General features: G+C 66.5%; 11 protein-coding genes. 7 read left to right on the forward strand and 4 right to left on the reverse strand.

Going from position 1 to position 12,943, the window contains the following annotated elements; translation table 11 throughout:
* The first annotated feature begins 610 nt into the window (after positions 1–610).
* Both H0B43_RS37615 and H0B43_RS37620 read left to right on the forward strand, forming a co-directional pair.
* A complete protein-coding gene (locus H0B43_RS37615; protein ID WP_185730259.1) occupies positions 611–2,248 on the forward strand; it encodes an endonuclease/exonuclease/phosphatase family protein in 1,638 nt (545 codons plus the stop codon).
* A gap of 483 nt (positions 2,249–2,731) precedes the next feature.
* Entirely contained in the window at positions 2,732–3,133 is a 402-nt protein-coding gene (locus H0B43_RS37620; RefSeq protein ID WP_185950110.1) for a hypothetical protein, read from the forward strand.
* Positions 3,134–3,348: 215 nt separating this feature from the next.
* On the opposite strand, the gene H0B43_RS37625 is transcribed toward H0B43_RS37620, so the two are convergent.
* Positions 3,349–3,969, reverse strand: coding sequence for an FHA domain-containing protein (locus H0B43_RS37625; protein WP_185730429.1), 621 nt, complete (start codon positions 3,967–3,969; stop codon positions 3,349–3,351).
* Between the two features lie 1,299 nt (positions 3,970–5,268).
* Here H0B43_RS37625 and H0B43_RS42185 point away from each other — a divergent pair.
* The 3 genes from H0B43_RS42185 (at position 5,269) to H0B43_RS37640 (ending at position 8,641) form a co-directional block, all read left to right on the forward strand.
* Complete coding sequence (locus H0B43_RS42185) at positions 5,269–5,727, forward strand: hypothetical protein (protein ID WP_252190328.1); 459 nt, start codon at positions 5,269–5,271, stop codon at positions 5,725–5,727.
* 85 nt (positions 5,728–5,812) lie between these two features.
* Positions 5,813–6,628 carry a hypothetical protein gene (locus H0B43_RS37635; RefSeq protein WP_252190327.1) on the forward strand — a complete coding sequence of 272 codons (816 nt, stop codon included), beginning with the start codon at positions 5,813–5,815 and terminating at the stop codon, positions 6,626–6,628.
* 12 nt (positions 6,629–6,640) lie between these two features.
* Positions 6,641–8,641 (forward strand): serine/threonine-protein kinase, encoded by a 2,001-nt coding sequence (locus H0B43_RS37640; RefSeq protein ID WP_185730258.1) that lies wholly within the window; start codon positions 6,641–6,643, stop codon positions 8,639–8,641.
* A 225-nt stretch (positions 8,642–8,866) separates the two neighbouring features.
* On the opposite strand, the gene H0B43_RS37645 is transcribed toward H0B43_RS37640, so the two are convergent.
* Positions 8,867–9,172: a hypothetical protein gene (locus H0B43_RS37645; RefSeq protein ID WP_185730257.1), complete on the reverse strand. Its 306-nt coding sequence runs from the start codon at positions 9,170–9,172 to the stop codon at positions 8,867–8,869.
* 550 nt (positions 9,173–9,722) lie between these two features.
* Entirely contained in the window at positions 9,723–10,247 is a 525-nt protein-coding gene (locus H0B43_RS37650; RefSeq protein ID WP_185730256.1) for a hypothetical protein, read from the reverse strand.
* A 590-nt stretch (positions 10,248–10,837) separates the two neighbouring features.
* On the opposite strand from H0B43_RS37650, the gene H0B43_RS37655 reads away from it, so the two are divergent.
* A complete protein-coding gene (locus tag H0B43_RS37655; RefSeq protein WP_252190326.1) occupies positions 10,838–11,719 on the forward strand; it encodes a hypothetical protein in 882 nt (293 codons plus the stop codon).
* A 224-nt stretch (positions 11,720–11,943) separates the two neighbouring features.
* Here H0B43_RS37655 and H0B43_RS37660 read toward each other — a convergent pair whose 3' ends face one another.
* Positions 11,944–12,252, reverse strand: a complete 309-nt coding sequence (locus H0B43_RS37660) for a GGDEF domain-containing protein (protein ID WP_252190325.1) — start codon at positions 12,250–12,252, stop codon at positions 11,944–11,946.
* Positions 12,253–12,667: 415 nt separating this feature from the next.
* On the opposite strand from H0B43_RS37660, the gene H0B43_RS42190 reads away from it, so the two are divergent.
* Positions 12,668–12,901 carry a hypothetical protein gene (locus tag H0B43_RS42190; protein ID WP_252190324.1) on the forward strand — a complete coding sequence of 78 codons (234 nt, stop codon included), beginning with the start codon at positions 12,668–12,670 and terminating at the stop codon, positions 12,899–12,901.
* Positions 12,902–12,943: the final 42 nt, after the last annotated feature.

Below are 12,943 nucleotides of genomic sequence, written 5' to 3' on the forward strand. Positions count from 1 at the left end.
TATCGGTATCGGTATCGGTATCGGTATCGGTATCGGTGCCGCCGGCCTTCGTCTCCCGGGGTGTGGATTTCGGGCGGGGCGGAATGGTTCCGGCGGCTTCGTGTCGAAACGATGGTGGCCGTTGTTCGTGTGAACCATGCTCGTTGTGGGGACACCACAATTGTGGGGTCGGTGATGGTGCGAATTCGTCCCCCACAGTGGGGAAGTCGCCCCCTCGCCGGGGTGGACGATCTTCCACCCTAGGTGGGCGGTGGCGGATGTTTCGGCGGGCCAAGTTCCGGTCTGTCCGCAGCGGGCCAGCGAAGAATCCGGTCAACTGCCGGGCCGTGGCGGGTCTGAATGCCGCAGCGGAGACACCGAATTCGCACACCACCAGCCGCCTCCGTCCGCGATCCAGGGTCGGGACTTCCCCTGCGAGCGGGGTCGATCGGCGGTGAGGAGGGCGGACAAAAGTTCCACCCTATGGCCCCTGTTTCCGGAAGGTGTCATGCAGGAAGAATCAGTTTCCTCGCCAAACGACGAACAGGCCTTCGGCTCATATTCCGCTCGGAGAGTGAAACCCCGACATTCGTCCACGTGGCTTTCAAAACATTGAGAAAAGGAAACACTCGTGAACACTCCACATTTCAACCTCGGCCCCATCGTGCTGAAATGGGCCGCGTTGGGCGGACCGGACGGATTCCTCGGAAAGGCCGTCGGCAACGAGCAACCAAATCCGGACGGCCGAGGCCGCCGGCAACGCTTCGAGCACGGTCACATCTACTGGTCGCCCACCACCGGAGCCCACGAAATCCACGGAAACATCTTCACTAAGTGGGAATCTCTGGGATGGGAGAACGGCATCCTGGGATATCCGACCAGCGACGAACAGGACGAGCCCGGCGGCGGTCGCATCAGCAATTTCGAACATGGCTCGATCCGTTGGCGCAAATACGCCGCACCCCTATCGTTCGTGCAGCACAACATGGCCCTGCTGCCTTTCCCCGGCAACTACAAAGGTAGCGAACGCGACAAGGCGATCGACGCTCTCGTCGACAACCTGCGTCGCACACGCCCGGATGTCGTCGGACTGAGCGAAGTCTTCGTCGACGACGAAAAGGGCACCATCCGCAAGCGCCTGCGGGCGATCTACCCCCATCACAAGTCCGGACCGGATGAAGCCGACCTCGAATCGGACGGTGGCCTGCTGCTGTTAAGCAAATATCCGTTGGTCGCCGAGCACAGCACGATCTTCCGGCAGTCCGCCGGCGAGGACAGCTACGCCAACAAGGGCGCCTTGCATGCCCGCATTCAGGTCCCCGGCCATCCCACCCAGTACGATATCTTCCTCAGTCATACCCAGAACCCCAACGCCGGCGGGGGCGGGGCCGCTCGTAAACAGGTCAAGGCGCAGCTGAGCCACCTGGCCAGTTTCGTCCACGGGTTGAGCAGTCCGCTGCGACCCGCCCTGCTGATGGGCGACCTCAACACCGACGCCCTCGACCCGGACTTGTACAGGGATATGAAGAACCGGTTGGGGTACTCGCTCGATCTGTGGACCACCACCGGAAACGGCACCAAAGGCGTCACCTCCGGGGACCCGGCCAACACGTTCGTCCTCATCGACAACCCACTCGACCCGAGCACCTTCAATCCGCCGCTCCCGAGCGGCGATCCCACACGGCATCGCCGCGGCACCCGCATCGACTACTTCCTTAGCTGGCACGGGCCCCAGTACTGGCCGCTCTACCGCGACACCACCGTGCTGGTCTGGCAGTCGAGTCCGGGACGGGACATCTCCGATCACTACGGTCTCGCGACCCGACAGACCGACGTTCGGGAACTGCACGTGAGCGTGCATCGGCCGCTGGGCATCATCACGCTGACCCTCAAGCAGTTCCACTGCCTCGAGGAAACCGACGAACTCGGCGACGACACGGTGGACTTCCAGCTCTCGTACTACGCCGCCAACGGATCCCGCGATGCGCGATGGGTCGGCAACGTCGACGGCGTCGCCACAGGAGAGGTGTACAAGTACCAGTCGCCCGTCGTGTTCCGGATCCACGACCCCGGAGCCTGGCTGGACTTGACCGTCAAGGGACGGGAAAAGGACGACTGGCCCAACGCCGACGATGAGATCGACACCGGCACCATCCGCGTCGAACGCCGTGAACTCACCGAACTAATCGGGCGAACCACACGACGGGTCGTGCGGTTGGCCGGTGACGGTGGCGAATACGCCGTCACGGTGAGCATCGGCGTCGAATAGAGGTCCGGCGGTCGCTGTCAGGGCGGGATCGGGGACAGGGCCGCGCATCGCACCGTGTCCGAAAGTTGCCAGGCCTCGGCAGGATGATCAATGCCGGAGCCAGGTATTTCCGGATGGTATGCGGTCGGATCCTCAGGCCGTCGAGATCGGCCCCTGAGACCTCCCGGCATGCCAATGCCGGAACAACTCCATCAGATCGATCATCGTCCACGTTCTCCTTGCCACCCTCAGGCCTCCCGGTCCCCTTGTCGATGGCCCACACGGTTGTGGCGAAGCAGAGCCGAAACCCCGTCAGAAAGATCATCCGGGGTGATGCGTTTCCACCCTGGTGAGGATGGTTTCGGCGGGGTGCCAGGGAGGAGAATTCTTTACAGAGAGCGGGAATCCCGACGTTTCCGAATGTGATACCGCAAACAGTTATCGCAACAAGTCCACCACAGCACTCGGCACCCTGGCCGGTTACACGAACTAGTAAGTGACACTATGAATAATAGATTCTTGCGTGCGGCGTCCGTTGCATCGGCCGCGATCGTGCCCCTGATTGCCTTCGGGTTCGGCATCGCCTCAGCCGCTCCACCGGCAACCGTCAGCGGCGGTGTAACGGTCGCGTACGTCACCGATGCAGCTCAGCCCGAGCCCATCCCCGGAGCAGCAGGTCAGCGGTGCTCAGGAAATCGGGTCGGAGTCGACGTGAACACCGGCGAGGACATCGTCTGCGTCTACTCCAGCGACTACTACCCGGACGGCAAGTGGGTCACCGCCGAGATCGTCGGTGTCCACAACATTGGGGAACCATGCGACCCCTCGATCGACAGGGCCTCACAAACGCCGGAAGGCATTCCGATCCTATGTGTGCAGGGCCAGGGATGGACGCCTGGGCCATAAGCCGACCGGCTGCAGTCGGGTCTCGTTAATCAGTACCGCCCCATCAACAAACCTCGAAATCCCCCACCTACTCAGGTATAGACCCCGATTTTCGGCCCAGTATACTGCAGCAACCCCAGCATCTCGTGGGGTTGCGGCGCGGCTTCCGGTGCACCGACTTGTGGCGGCACCGCACGGAGCGGGGAGAGCCGTAGGGTCGAGAGATTTCCTCGGATTCACAGATCGGCGTCGACTATGATGCCGCTGTGTCGGGCTCGGACGACGAGTTGCATGCGTTTCTGGTTGTTCGGTAAATCCTCGAGACCGAACTTCGAGAAGAGAACGCGAAGATGGCATTTGACCGTATCGACAGTCAAGAATAGGCGGTCGGCGATCTCCTGGTTCGAGGCGGGGTGGGCGAAGAGTGCGTTGTCTTTGTACGGTCGGCACAACTCCACCAGGACCGTGAACTGTGCCGTGGTCAGGGCGGCTCGGGTGGGCAGGGAGTCGGCGGTGCCGGTCATCTCCCCGCTGGCCGCAATGAACGTGCGGAAGGTCAGCGATGAGGATCCGATCCGGATGACGTCACCGGCATGGAGTCGGCGGCGCCCACTGAGGCGATCACCATTGACGAAGGTTCCGTTCCGGGAGAGTCCGTCATCGGTCACCGTCCAATAGGATCCGATCCATTCGATGGTGGCGTGCAGCCGCGACACGTTCGGATCTGACGGCAACGCGATATCGGCCTTCTCCGAGCGGCCCACGGTGATCCGCGGTACGTCCACGGACAACACGAACTCGCGGGTGCCGTCTCCGCCATCGAGATAGCAGAGGTTCGGTTCGCTCAGAGCATTCATCGTCGTCCTCCCCGCAATTTTCGGCACACGACTTTCGGTCGGACGCTTCGCTTTGTTTTGCCAGTCTAATTCCGCAGGTCGGCGCGGCACCATGGTCGGTTGTGCCGTCGTCCCGCATCGGCATGCCGATCGACGAAGGGTGATAAGGGTCCACCCGGAGGGTGAAGATTTGGCGTGGCCGACACATCATCCTGGAAGTCGATCACTTCGACCCGAGGAGATGCCATGCCTCGAACCCGTCACCCCACTCGCCCCGGTAGCCCGGAACTCGGTGCGCATCGGGTATTGCCCCGGCGCTCGGCACCGGCGCAGACTGAAAGTACCGAACGCGCACCCGAGGGGGTGGGGCAGATGCCCCGGCCAACCCGTTGGCGGCGGTCGGTCATGGTGATGTCCACCCTGGTGGTTGCCGGCGCTCTCGGGTTTTTCGGGTTTCACTCTGGATCCCCGCACGCGGTCGCCGCGCCACAATCGGTGGCCGCCGTTGTTGTGCGGCAACAACCTGTCGCGCCGTGGCCGACGATGCCCCAGCTTCCTCTCCCAGGCCCAGGAGAGAGTCTCGACCCGGCACGGTACCCCGCTGCCGACGATCAGCAACCGATCTGTGTGCCACCGGACTGTTCCCCGGATCCTGGCGATGTCGCTCCCTGGGTCCCGCCGGAGCAGCAGCCGTGGACGCCGCCGGAGCAGCAGCCGTGGACGCCGCCGGAGCAGCAGCCGTGGACGCCGCCGGAGCAGCAGCCGTGGACGCCGCCCGAGCAACCGTGGACCCCACCAGAGCAACAACCGTGGACCCCACCAGAGCAACAACCGTGGACCCCACCCGAACAAGAGCCCTGGACGCCGCCCGAGCAACAACCGTGGACCCCACCCGAACAAGAGCCCTGGACGCCGCCCGAGCAACAACCGTGGACGCCGCCCGAGCAAGAGCCCTGGACGCCGCCGGAGGAGATCATTCCGGACGAGTTCCCAGGTGAGATCGGTGGTGGCGGCTGCTATCCGGCTGGCACACACTGTCAGCGCGACACCGACATTCCACGGATACCCGACGGCGGCGACATCTGCGAGCCAGCCGAGGTCCCCTGCGATGTCGTCGTCATTCCCCGCAAACCATTGGATCGGACCGGCGGCGGCATCACCTGCGAGCCGGCCGAGTTCCCCTGCGTCGACATTCCCCGCAAACCACTGGACCGGACAGGTGAGAACCCCGAACGCCCGGAGGTATGCACCGACCCTGCGCGATGTACTCCGGTGCGAGAGGTTCCGGGCCTACCCAGACCGGGGCCAGGAGAAGAGTCTATGGTTCCCGGGCCCTTTGTGCTGCTACCGGAGGTGCCCAGCCTGGGCACTCCTGCTGAGGTCGTCCCCGACACAGTTCCACCACCACAGGAGCCCGGTCTGGTATTCACCGCGGCGGCCGTGGCACCCGGTGAAGCGGTGACCATGGCCGGAGCCGGATGCCCACCTGACGCCGAGGTACTGCTCTCGGTCGATGGTGCGCAAGTCGGCGGAGTTCGCGCCGACGACACCGGCGTCTTCCGGGCACCGCTACGCGCCGTGGGCGCCGATGTCGGACGTCACGATGTCTCAGCCGACTGCGGCCCCACGTTCGCCGCGCCACTGGATATCGTGCTGGTCAGCCAAGCGACGGGGTCCACCGCCACCGCCGTGGTGATCGTGTTCTTCCTGCTCGTAGGTTTGTCGATCTACCGTCGACGCCTTCTCACTCCACAGCCGGGTCGCGAGGAGGAATCATAACCATGCGGTGGTTGATTGCGCTCGTAATTGCCCTCGGGACAGTGCTACTCGGCGCTCCAGGCGCCGTGCAGCAGAGTCGGTGGGGATGACGGTGACCGTCAACGGTCAGGACATCGCCACCGCCAGCCCGACCCATCCGGTCCGTCTCGACCCGCACAGCCCGGCGCAGGTAACGGTGAATCTCAACAACGCCACCGCGTCCCCGGTCACCATCGCTGCGGTCGACCTGTCCGGGCACGTCCTCGGGTTGACCTTCTTCTCCTATCACACCGCGGTCGGGTTGACCGTCGCGCCGGGACAGACCCAGTCCCTCGACTTCGAACTCGACCTCTCCGGGCTCGACGGGCAGGCCACCGGCCTGATCAACGGGACGGTCACCGTCCGCGGCGATGATGGGACCGTTCTGGCCGACATCTCGACCGTGACCGATGTGCGCGGCTCACTGATGTCGGTGTACGGGCTGTTCGGGCTCGCCCTGGCGCTGCTCACCGCACTCGCGGTGCTTGACGCAGTCCTCGGCATCGCCCGGCGCCGACTGCACGAGAACCGGTGGCGACGCGGCCTGCGGATGCTCACCCCGGGCATCGGGATCGGGCTGGTGCTCGCGTTCACCCTGTCCGCCACCCGGGTGTGGGCGCCGACCCTGGATCGGTGGCTGCTTCTCGCCGGCGGATTCGCCGTCGGTTTCTTCATCCTCGGCTACCTCACCCCGACCCCGGACACGGCGGAAGATCTGGACGAGGACTTCGGCGACGAGATGGACGAGAACGAGGACTTCGGCGACGAGGACGAACGGACCGGGCGGATCGGTGACACCCCCACCGACCGGTTCTCGCCGAGCACCCCAGCTCCGGTGCGGCCGCCGGACACCCGCCCCTTCACCGACCGACCCACCCCCTGACCGGACCTGCCCATGGATACCGACATCGATCGTGTGGCCGCCGCCCTCCCCGCATACGAGGTGGGCGGCGAACTCGGCCACGGCGGATGGGGAATCGTGCTCGCCGGACGCCACCGCACCCTCGGCCGCCCGGTCGCGATCAAACAGCTGCCGCCCGCCTTCGCCACCGACCCGGGCATCCGGCGACGGTTCACCGCCGAGGGCCAGCTGCTTGCCTCCCTCGACCACCCGCACGTGGTGCCGGTCTACGACTTCGTCGAACACGACGGCCTGTGCCTGCTGGTGATGGAACTGCTGCCCGGCGGCACGGTGTGGAACCGGTTCACCCGCACCGGATTCAACGCCCATGGCGCCGTCGCGGTGGCCCTGGCCTGCGCCGCCGGGCTGACCGCGGCCCACAACCGGTCCATCCTGCACCGCGACATCAAACCCGAAAACCTGTTGTTCGCCGCCTCCGGGGCGATCAAGGTGACCGACTTCGGCATCGCCAAGGTCATCGGCGGCGACCAAACCCTGGCCACCAAGGCCGGTGATGTCCTCGGCACCCCGTCCTACATCGCCCCGGAACAGGCACGCGGCGGCGAGCTGACCCCCGCCACGGACGTCTACGCGCTGGCCACCATGCTCTACGAACTCCTCGCCGGGGAACTGCCGTTCCCACCCGCCGACGACGCCATGGCCCTGCTGTTCATGCACGCCTTCGACGATCCCACCCCGCTGCAGGAGACCGCCCCCGCCGTCCCCGACTCGATCGCCGACGTGGTCATGCGCGGACTGGCGACGGACCCGACCCTGCGTTACCCGTCCGCCGAGGCCTTCGGGATCGCGCTGGCCTGCGCCTCCACCGGTCGCTGGGGCCCGGGGTGGCTGACCACCGAGGGCATCCCGGTGATGGGAGCCGACACCATCGTCTCGGCCACCGGTCTCGGCCCCCCGCACACCCCGACGATGACCGACAGCGACGACCATCCCCCGTTGCCGCTGACCCGCCCCCACGCCGCACCCCGCCGGCCCGTCCCGGGCTCTCCCGGCACCGAATCGCACCGGGCCGACCCGGCAGCAACCACTGACCCGACGGCACCGACCGGATCCATCGATCCGACCGCATCACCCACCGCGACAGCACCCGGGGCGCGTGCCACCGAACCGCCGCCGACGGTGCGCCCGTCGATCACCGTCCACGCCCCCGGTGCCCGCCTGGCCGACGTCTCCGGCGCCGACCTCGTCAACGTCCGCACCGTGGTGAATCTCCCCTCCCCCCGCATTCCGCTGCTCATCGCCGCCGCCCTCGCGGCCATCACCGTCCTGGTGGCCCTGCTCGGTCTCGGTGCGCCCCCGATCGATGTGCCCCCGGTCGGTACGGTCGCCGTCGCCGGCGTGGACCCGGCCGGCGGTGCGCCCGTCCCCCTCGATCTGACCGCGCCGGTGCCGGTGACGGTGGCCGGTGCCGGCCTCGCCGACACCGCGACCCTGGCCCTCGACGTACTCGACATCCCGGTCAAGAACACCGACGCCGCACCACTGATCAACCAGGGTGGTGCCGCGGCCGCGACACTGCCCCCACTCGGCGGACAGTACTTCGTGGCCGGAACCCTCACCGGAACCCTGACCCTGCTCCAGGCCGGTCAGGTGCTCGAAACGTGGACGTTTCCGGTCCGCACCACCCAGCCGGCGACCACCACCGCGGCCGCTATCGGGCTCGCCGCCCTGGTGCTGTTCGCCGTGGCCTACCTCGAATCGTTCCTGCGCTCGCTGCGCCGGGGTCGGGGCCGGATCACCGGACTCATCGGTGCCACCGTCACCGCCGGTGTGCTCGGCGCCGCGGTCGTCGGCGCCCTCTGGATTCTCACCGCTCGCCCACCGACCACCACCACCGTGGTTGTCTGTGCGGCAGTCGCAGCAGGGGCCGGGGGCGCCGCCGCCGTCGGCGCCGCCCGGATCGGGCGTCGACGCCGTTACCGTCGAACCCACCGCAACACCAGATCCACGGGTATCGCCATCGACCAGCGGTAATGCTTCGTCCCGGCGCCAGCGTCGCCCGGGAACGGTCCATCCCCGGGCGCGGCCACCCGTGGAGCCAGCCGCGAGCCACGAATCTGCCCGGAGAGCGCGGGTCCGATGCCACACCATCTGGTCCTCGTCCGCAGCACAAAGTGAACGGCGGGAAGTGGGACTGTCGCCGCGAACCGCGGCATCTGCCTGAGGATGAAAGAGGTTGTCGCACAGCGGATGGATCAGCTACGGGATCTCCGGAGGATCGGGCAGGCCGATGGTGGGGCCCGGGAAGGCAATCCCGTCGGTGCCGACACCGACACCACCGACGGTAATCCCGGGCAGGGAAACACCGGGGATATAGACGGAGACGGTCGGTGCGGGCGGCGCAGCCGAGGGCTCGGGCGCGGTAGCCTCCTCCGGCACTTCCCAGCTGTGGCTCTCCTGCGGGCCGCTGTCGTTGGTTGCCGCGCCGGCGATTCCCCCGCCGACGGACAGGGCAACTGCGGTGAAGGCGATCAAGGGGACAGCGAATTTCATAGTGTTCGACATGGTCAAACTCCTTGCGTGACGAGGTCGTGAGAGGTCTGGGGCGCCTCGGAACGGTACGGATATCGCCGAGATCAGCCTTCGGCCTCTGGGCTCACCGTCGATCCGAGGAATTGCTTCGATTGGGCGCTCCGGCGGGTAGGGAAGCCGGTGGTCTGCGGCGACGGGTAGCGGTCGTGATCCGCCCCGCGGGCCTCCTACCGGCCCGGTCGCGGTGTCGTACGCGTCGACGTGGGTTCGATGGATGAGGATGCGGTACTCGTCCCCGGCTGGGTGGTTGCCGCAGGAGTGGTCGATGCCGCCGGAAGGGGAGTTTCGACGCAGCGTGTTCGGGGCGGTCGCCGCCTTGCCATGCTCGGTGTGATCGTCGTGGCGGAGGCAGACCGCCCAGCGCACCATTTTCCTTTCCCGGTGGCTCGATGCCCGGGCGTTCTCGGGTGAGTGGCTCGCCGCGGGTCCAATGGAGTGGATCTGCCCCCAGGGCCGGTCCTGTGTCTCAGTGGGTGGGCCGGCCCTGGGAGAGTCCGCGATCCTTATGGGCGGGGGATCGGGATCAGCAGACGAACGGAATCGGAATGACGCAGATTCCGGGGCCGCCGCCCTGAGCAGGTGCAGGTGCCTGCTCGATCGTGCCGCCGTCCCCTCCGGGCGCCACTCCACCGTTGCCGCCCGCACCGTCACCGCCGAGGCCCCAGCCGCCGAACCCGTCGCCGCCGGTGGTCGGGCCCGTCGTGGCGTCACCGGAACGCGCGTTGCCGCCGTCACCGCCGCTGCCCACCTCGCTGTTGCCGTTGCCGCCGCCGTTGTTCAGTCCGATGGTCGGACCGCCGAAGGAAATTCCGGGGGCACCGGCGCCGCCGTCACCGGCATTGGCGTTGCCGGACTCGGCGTTGCTCTGCGCGTCGCCGCCCGTGCCGGGTGCTCCGACACCCGGTGCGCCGACACCGGGTGCACCCGGTGCGCTGCCCCCCGCGCCCCCGGGCGCCGCCGGTTCGGCGGACGCGATTCCCGCACCCGCCGACAGCGCGAAGGCTGCGATGGCAATCGCCGTGATGGTGCGATTCTTGATGTTCGCCATGTGAAACTCCTTGTGTTGCTTGTCGGTTTTGCTTTCCTGACAAGATTCCCGCGAAATGAAGAGAATTGATATCCTCGGCAGGTCTGAAGTTCCTCACCCCTGCATCGGCAGGGCATCGATACGGCACGGCCGGCGCTGTTGTTTCGCGGCGTCACCGAACCCGTTGGCGCACAAGCCCTTCGCCAGGTACTAGGCGGATATCCAAAAGTGTTGGTGCAGTCCAGATTTCGGTACGGCACCACACGTCAACGGGATCACACAGGACATCCGGCGCTCCGCAGACGATCCAACGCAGCCACCTCGGGGACGCCGCCTTGCTGCGAGATCGGCAGGAAGATCGATCGGCCCGAACTCGACATGTGACCGCGCCGACGAGGGGTCTCTCCTCTGACCCTGAGGTGGAAGTCGTGTCCGACCACGGTGTTAGTCCATGTCGGGCCCGGTCGTGGATGCGCACGGAGCGGGTCCATGAACTCCATGGGGTGAGGAACTTCCACCCCGCTGTCGAAGATCCTCCGTGCCTGTACGGGAGAAGCTAGTAAGCGTTGATCGGCACGGATCGCTGCCACCCCGTCAAAGAAAGATTCGCCATGAGGCCCACCTCCCTTCGCTCGGCTCTTCTGATCAGTGCTGTTGTACCCGCAGCTCTCCTGCTCCCCGCACTGGCCTCGGCCGCCGAACCTACGTCGGAAGGTAGCCAGTCGGCCTTCGAGCGCGAGATCGACAAGATCGGCTGGCACGATGGCTTCGAGATCACCGTCGACAAGGTGACCGCGAAATCGGACGACGCCTCGACGACGCTCGATTTCGACCTGAACTACAAGAACCTGGTCGGAGTCAGCCACACCCCCACCGACAAGGCCTACCTCGAGGTCGATGGCGCGGTGGTCAAGCTGTCCTTCGACAGTCCCGAGATCGCTGGCGGCGGGGAAGCCTCCGGCACGGCGTCCGCCTCCCTGAAGACCTCGTCGGACACACCTGACGTCGACGACGTCGTCGACAGTGTCGTCCTCGTTTACGGCCAGGCCGACCAGAACCAGACCCGAATCCCGCTAGCCGAACACGACAGCGTCGAGAGCGTCGAGCCGAGGGGCCTCCCGGTCGGGATGACATTCGGCACGGACATGGAGATCACCCTGGACGAGGCGTTCCTGTGGCCGAGTTACCAGCCCGGCGAGAAGGGCAAGCATGAGGTCTGGGTCAAGATCAACGCAAACTGCGGGCGCTGCTCGACCGGCGGCTTTTCTGATGTCAACCCCGGCGACTTCGAGCTGACGGGACCGGACGGCCAGTCCAGCCGCGGCGACAAACGCGGCGGATTCATCTCCGAGAACGTCTCCTCGATTAGCAAGATCGAAGGCGAGTGGATCGTCTTCGTCATGGACGAACCCACGCCCGGCGCATACACCTTCCTGTGGGAGAACAGCAACGCGGCAAAGCCCGCGCAGGCCTCGACACAGATGACCCTCTGAGTGCCGAACGGCCAGGCCGCGACCTCAGGCGTTCCAGCGCTGGCACGGGCCTGATCGGTCGTGGCCACTGGGAGGCAGGGTGCGAAAACATCCTCCACCCTGTCGTTGACGCTTTCCGCGCAGGTCGACGGCGACATGGTCGTTCCCCTCCGGGATCTGTTCGAACTGGGGGTTTGTCACCCGATGTCCGTAGCGCCTGAGCGGTGGGCTGCGCGGAGTTCACCTCAAGGTGCCAGGGCGTACCCACTTCCGGCGGCCTTGGCCTGATACATCGCTGCGTCTGCGCGGCCGATCAATGTTTCGCGGGTCTCGCCCGGACCGGCGAGCGCGACACCGACGCTCGCGGTGAAGCGGAGAACATGCCCGCTCGAATCGGGGCCGACCTGCAGTTCGGTGATCCGGGTGGCGATGGCGATGACTTCCTCGGCCGAGGTGTCCTCCGGGCACACGATGAGGAATTCGTCGCCGCCGATCCGGGCCACGTCGCCGCCGATCCGGGCCACGGTGTCGGCAGGGCGCACGACCGACTGCAACTGCTCGACCGGCGTTGGGCTGAGACGATTTCGTCCGGACCAGCCTCGACGACCTCATCCCCGCGGCCGCGACCACCTAGTCCTAGTGTCCTCATCTGCATCCAGACACTGCTCGAACGCGTGCAGAACCGGGCCCACCCCGACCACCACGAGGTCCTCACCCAGCGGCTGACCCGGGTGAATGACCACCTCACCACACTCCTTCCCCCTCGCGGATGAACGGCCCGGGGGAAGAACCCGAGACAACATGCCACAAGGCGACGCCACACAGCGAGGACATCATGACTGCAAACAGAGCCCGGTTGATTCGGTTCCTCGGCGCAACCCGGACGCCAGTGGGCGTGGCAGCCCTCGTGCGGCCCCAGCTGGTGTACCGCTGCCTCTCGGGATCAGTGCCGGTTCCGACGGCGACACGGTGGCGCGGCTGTTCGCCATCCGCGAGGTAGCGGTGGGCGCGGCGGCCCTGCAACCGGACCCCACGGGACACCGGCTCGGGTTGGCCGCGGGCGTGCTGGTCGACTCGGCGGGCGTGATATCCGACGGCGTCAGCGCGACCGGTGCCGTGCTCATCGGGGGCGGCACTCTACGCGGTCGCCGGCGCCTACGTGCTCGTCACCTGAGGGGCGCCGGGGGCCGGGTTCCCGCTTGACCTACAGGACTTGTCCACATAATCGAAGCAGAAGGAGACACC

The sequence above is a fragment of the Rhodococcus sp. 4CII genome, assembly GCF_014256275.1.
In the GTDB taxonomy this organism is placed as follows: Bacteria; Actinomycetota; Actinomycetes; order Mycobacteriales; family Mycobacteriaceae; genus Rhodococcus_F; species Rhodococcus_F wratislaviensis_A.

Coding starts and splice junctions, on each gene's coding strand:
- H0B43_RS37620 (WP_185950110.1), top strand. CDS start 2,732: ATGAATAATAGATTCTTGCGTGCGGCGTCCGTTGCATCGGCCGCGATC.
- H0B43_RS37625 (WP_185730429.1), bottom strand. CDS start 3,969: ATGAATGCTCTGAGCGAACCGAACCTCTGCTATCTCGATGGCGGAGAC.
- H0B43_RS42185 (WP_252190328.1), top strand. CDS start 5,269: ATGGTTCCCGGGCCCTTTGTGCTGCTACCGGAGGTGCCCAGCCTGGGC.
- H0B43_RS37635 (WP_252190327.1), top strand. CDS start 5,813: ATGACGGTGACCGTCAACGGTCAGGACATCGCCACCGCCAGCCCGACC.
- H0B43_RS37640 (WP_185730258.1), top strand. CDS start 6,641: ATGGATACCGACATCGATCGTGTGGCCGCCGCCCTCCCCGCATACGAG.
- H0B43_RS37645 (WP_185730257.1), bottom strand. CDS start 9,172: ATGTCGAACACTATGAAATTCGCTGTCCCCTTGATCGCCTTCACCGCA.
- H0B43_RS37650 (WP_185730256.1), bottom strand. CDS start 10,247: ATGGCGAACATCAAGAATCGCACCATCACGGCGATTGCCATCGCAGCC.
- H0B43_RS37655 (WP_252190326.1), top strand. CDS start 10,838: ATGAGGCCCACCTCCCTTCGCTCGGCTCTTCTGATCAGTGCTGTTGTA.